At 67.0% G+C, this 3,452-nt stretch carries 4 protein-coding genes and 1 pseudogene; 4 read left to right on the forward strand and 1 reads right to left on the reverse strand.

What is annotated here, in order from left to right; translation table 11 throughout:
* The 4 genes from ABZV38_RS39865 to ABZV38_RS39880 form a co-directional block, all read left to right on the forward strand.
* Positions 1-747, forward strand: a 747-nt coding sequence (locus tag ABZV38_RS39865; RefSeq protein WP_356333799.1) for an Hsp70 family protein, incomplete at its 5' end; no start/stop codon positions are given.
* Positions 744-1,349 (forward strand): nucleotide exchange factor GrpE, encoded by a 606-nt coding sequence (gene grpE, locus ABZV38_RS39870; RefSeq protein WP_356333801.1) that lies wholly within the window; start codon positions 744-746, stop codon positions 1,347-1,349. The genes ABZV38_RS39865 and grpE, both read left to right, overlap by 4 nt.
* A 674-nt stretch (positions 1,350-2,023) precedes the next feature.
* Positions 2,024-2,362 carry a MerR family transcriptional regulator gene (locus ABZV38_RS39875; protein WP_356333803.1) on the forward strand — a complete coding sequence of 113 codons (339 nt, stop codon included), beginning with the start codon at positions 2,024-2,026 and terminating at the stop codon, positions 2,360-2,362.
* Positions 2,363-2,871: 509 nt separating this feature from the next.
* A complete protein-coding gene (locus tag ABZV38_RS39880; protein WP_356333806.1) occupies positions 2,872-3,024 on the forward strand; it encodes a hypothetical protein in 153 nt (50 codons plus the stop codon).
* Positions 3,025-3,097: 73 nt separating this feature from the next.
* On the opposite strand, the pseudogene ABZV38_RS39885 reads toward ABZV38_RS39880, so the two are convergent.
* A pseudogene (locus ABZV38_RS39885) lies at positions 3,098-3,346 on the reverse strand (hypothetical protein); the annotation flags it as partial.
* Between the last annotated feature and the right edge of the window lie 106 nt (positions 3,347-3,452).

A 3,452-nucleotide genomic window follows, 5' to 3' on the forward strand; every position in this document is an offset into this window, starting at 1 on the left:
CTCGGTATCGAGACCAAGGGCGGCATCATGACGAAGCTCATCGAGCGCAACACAACGATCCCGACCAAGCGGTCCGAGATCTTCACGACGGCCGACGACAACCAGCCGTCGGTGCAGATCCAGGTCTACCAGGGTGAGCGCGAGATCGCGGCGTACAACAAGAAGCTGGGCGTGTTCGAGCTGACCGGTCTGCCGCCGGCCCCGCGTGGTGTCCCGCAGATCGAGGTCGCGTTCGATATCGATGCCAACGGCATCATGCACGTCGCTGCCAAGGACCTCGGCACCGGCAAGGAGCAGAAGATGACCGTCACCGGTGGCTCCTCGCTGCCCAGGGACGACATCGACCGCATGGTGCAGGAGGCCGAGCAGTACGCGGAGGAGGACCGACGGCGCAAGGAGGCCGCCGAGACCCGCAACCAGGCGGAGAGCCTGGTCTACCAGACCGAGAAGGTGCTGCAGGACAACGCGGACAAGATCCCCGGTGACGTGAAGACGGAGGTGGAGGCCGCGCTCACCGAGCTGAAGGAGAAGCTCAAGGGCGAGGACACCACCGAGATCCGTACCGCCACCGAGAAGGCAACGGCGGCCGCGCAGCGGATCGGCACCGCCCTGTACGCGCAGACGCAGGGCGAAGCCGCTGGGGGCGGCGCGGCCGACGGCAGCACGGCTGGGGGCCCGGGCACCGGCGAGGAGGACGTCGTCGATGCGGAGATCGTCGATGACGAGCGGAAGGGAGGCGCCGGATGAGCAAGAACCGGCACCTCAGGCATCAGGGTGAGCGGTCACCTGTGGTGATGCGCGACGTGCGCAGGATCGCCCCGGTCATCCTCCAGTCCCGGCCACGCCGGGATGCGGCCGGTCCGGACAGCGCCGGTCAGGGGCGCCCGGACTCCGGCCGGGCCGATTGGGCGGAAGCCGCACGGCCGCGTGAGCGGATCGCGGAACTGACCGAGGATCTGCAGCGGGTGAAAGCCGAGTACGACAACTACCGAAAGCGGGTGCGCCGCGACCGCCTGGCCATACGGGAGATCGCGGTGGTCAATGTACTCACCGGCCTGCTTCCCGTCCTGGATGCTGTGGAGGCGGCTCGCCGGGAGGGCGACGGCAACGGCGCTGCGGCGGTCGTCTTCGACGTACTCGAGGAACGGCTGGCGGCGCTGGGGCTGCGGACCGTCGGTGCAGCGGGTGAGCCCTTCGACCCGAACACCCATGAGGCAATCACCTACTACGCCTCCGGCACGGAGCATGAAGCCGTGTGCACCGAGGTGCTGCGCCACGGCTACCGAGTCGGCGACCACCTCCTGCGCCCGGCCCAGGTGGCGGTGGCAGGACCCGCCCCTGCCGCATAGCCCTGCATGAGGCAATCCCCGAGGCTTGAGCCGGGACTGCCTCATGCAGCAGGAGCAGGCGGCGCGCATGGCCCACGGTGTGAGGAATCCGCGGAACCGCGACCCGTCCGGAAAAATGCTTTCCGATGCAACTTTCCAGCAGGTGTGAACGAAGGACTCCGGCACTTCCCCTCGCAGAAAATCTGTCGTGGCGGAAGTAGACATGCGTAATCGCGGAGACTAACGTCGTTCTCGTAGCCAGGAAGTTCCGTCAGGTGCGGCAGACACGAACTGCCGCGCATGCAGAACACAAGCAGGTTGTGGCACGGCAGTGGAGTGGCTGGGGCCGGAAGGATCGAGGGTCCCGTCGCTGACTGCCGGGCCGGGCGGCTCACAGGGGCCGTCGGCAGACGGACCTGCAGCAGCAAGAACCGGAAGGAAGAGAAGGAGGCAGACGCCATCAGGATCACTCGGGCAAGGACGTAGCCGGCCCGGGTACCGCAGACCCCGGAACGGAAGGTGGTCACACGGTCACGCATCCTCGATCCCCGCACTCGCCCCCATCCCCTGGGAGACAGTGCGGAAACGACAGGCCGGCACTGCAGTAAGCCGGCAGATGGTGTTCAAATCCCTCGGGGCCCTGGTGCTGTACAGCACCAGGGCCCCCCGACGCGTTCCCCTATCCAGAGGTGCAAATGACCGCAGAAAACCCGCTCGGCCGTCTCGACGATGACGACTACCCCGCCTACACCATGGGTCGGGCCGCCGAAATACTCGGTACGACCCCCGCATTTCTGCGGGCCATCGGCGAAGCCCGCCTCATCACCCCGCTGCGCTCCGAAGGCGGCCACCGCCGCTACTCCCGCTACCAGCTGAAAATCGCCGCCCGCGCCCGCGAACTCGTCGACCAGGGCACCCCGGTCGAGGCGGCCTGCCGCATCATCGTCCTCGAAGACCAGCTCGACGAGGCCCAGCGCATCAACGAAGAACTACGCGGCCCGACCACCCAGTCCCACTCCAGGTCCGGCGCCTGACCCGCCATCCGTGGAAACCGGCGGCCGGTGCCCCACTGACGTTCACCCGGCCGCTGACAGAATGGCGGCCTCACAGGCCGCCCGACGCCAGAACGAAGGACAGGGTTCCGACGATGTCATCACCGGAACGCTGCGTTCCCACACCGGGCGGAGCGGCTGGGCGGGAAAGCGTGTAGCCCGGCGGCCGCAGTGCAAGTCGCCGCGTCACTCGAGCCGGAAGCATGCCCTCCGCTTCGAGCCCTTGAACTGGGTACAGACCGTCCCCCTGGTCAGCTTCGGCCCGCCCGCCGTCCGCTATGGCCCCACAGGGTCTCCACTGCAACCCCGGGGGCCCGCCGTTGTCGCCTGTCCAGCTGGACTAGCCTCGCCGTCTCAGTCGGGGTGTGGCTAATGAAGGGGTAGAAACGCGAAGGTACCTTCCTGAACTGGGACGATGAACTTTGTCGAGCGGTTCTGTCGTCGCTGGAGGAAGACACTTTCTACGTGCAGACGGGTCGGGGGTGGGGGTGGTGGGGCGTGTTGGACCGGCTGTGCTCGGCCCGTGCGCCCTGGCCCCGGACGCCGCGTTACTGCAGACCGCCGTGGCCGGTAAGGACGTACCCGCCGGTCTGGCCAGCGGACGCGACCTGCCCGACCTGGTCCTGGCCCTCGACGGGCGCTGACGGTTGGACTGCTGGTCCTTCTGCTCTGGGATGGTGTGCTTGATCCGGCGCCTGGGTGTGGTATCCGCCGGGGTCAGGCGTGTTCAGCGAGTGTGTCGTCGCGCGATTGCCGGACCTGCATCTGCGTGAGCTGGCATACGAAGACGATCGCAGCGATCCCGGCGCACACGCATAGCACGTCAGCTGCCATGCCGACGCTCAGAGCGGCTTTGATCGACCCTGCGTCCTTCGCCGGGTGGTAGAGCTTTTGTGCCCATCCAAGAGTGTGGGTCCAAGATATGAACAACACCCACCAGACGATGACCGGCAGCTGCGAGCGTCGTGGGGGCGGTGGAGGTTGTCAATTCCTTTGTGTATGTCGAGGTATGGAGCCTTGCTGGTCGGGCCACCGGCGGTGGTTACTTTCGGTGATCTTGCAGGGGTCAGAG

The sequence above is a fragment of the Streptomyces sp. NPDC005181 genome, assembly GCF_040608395.1.
In the GTDB taxonomy this organism is placed as follows: Bacteria; Actinomycetota; Actinomycetes; order Streptomycetales; family Streptomycetaceae; genus Streptomyces.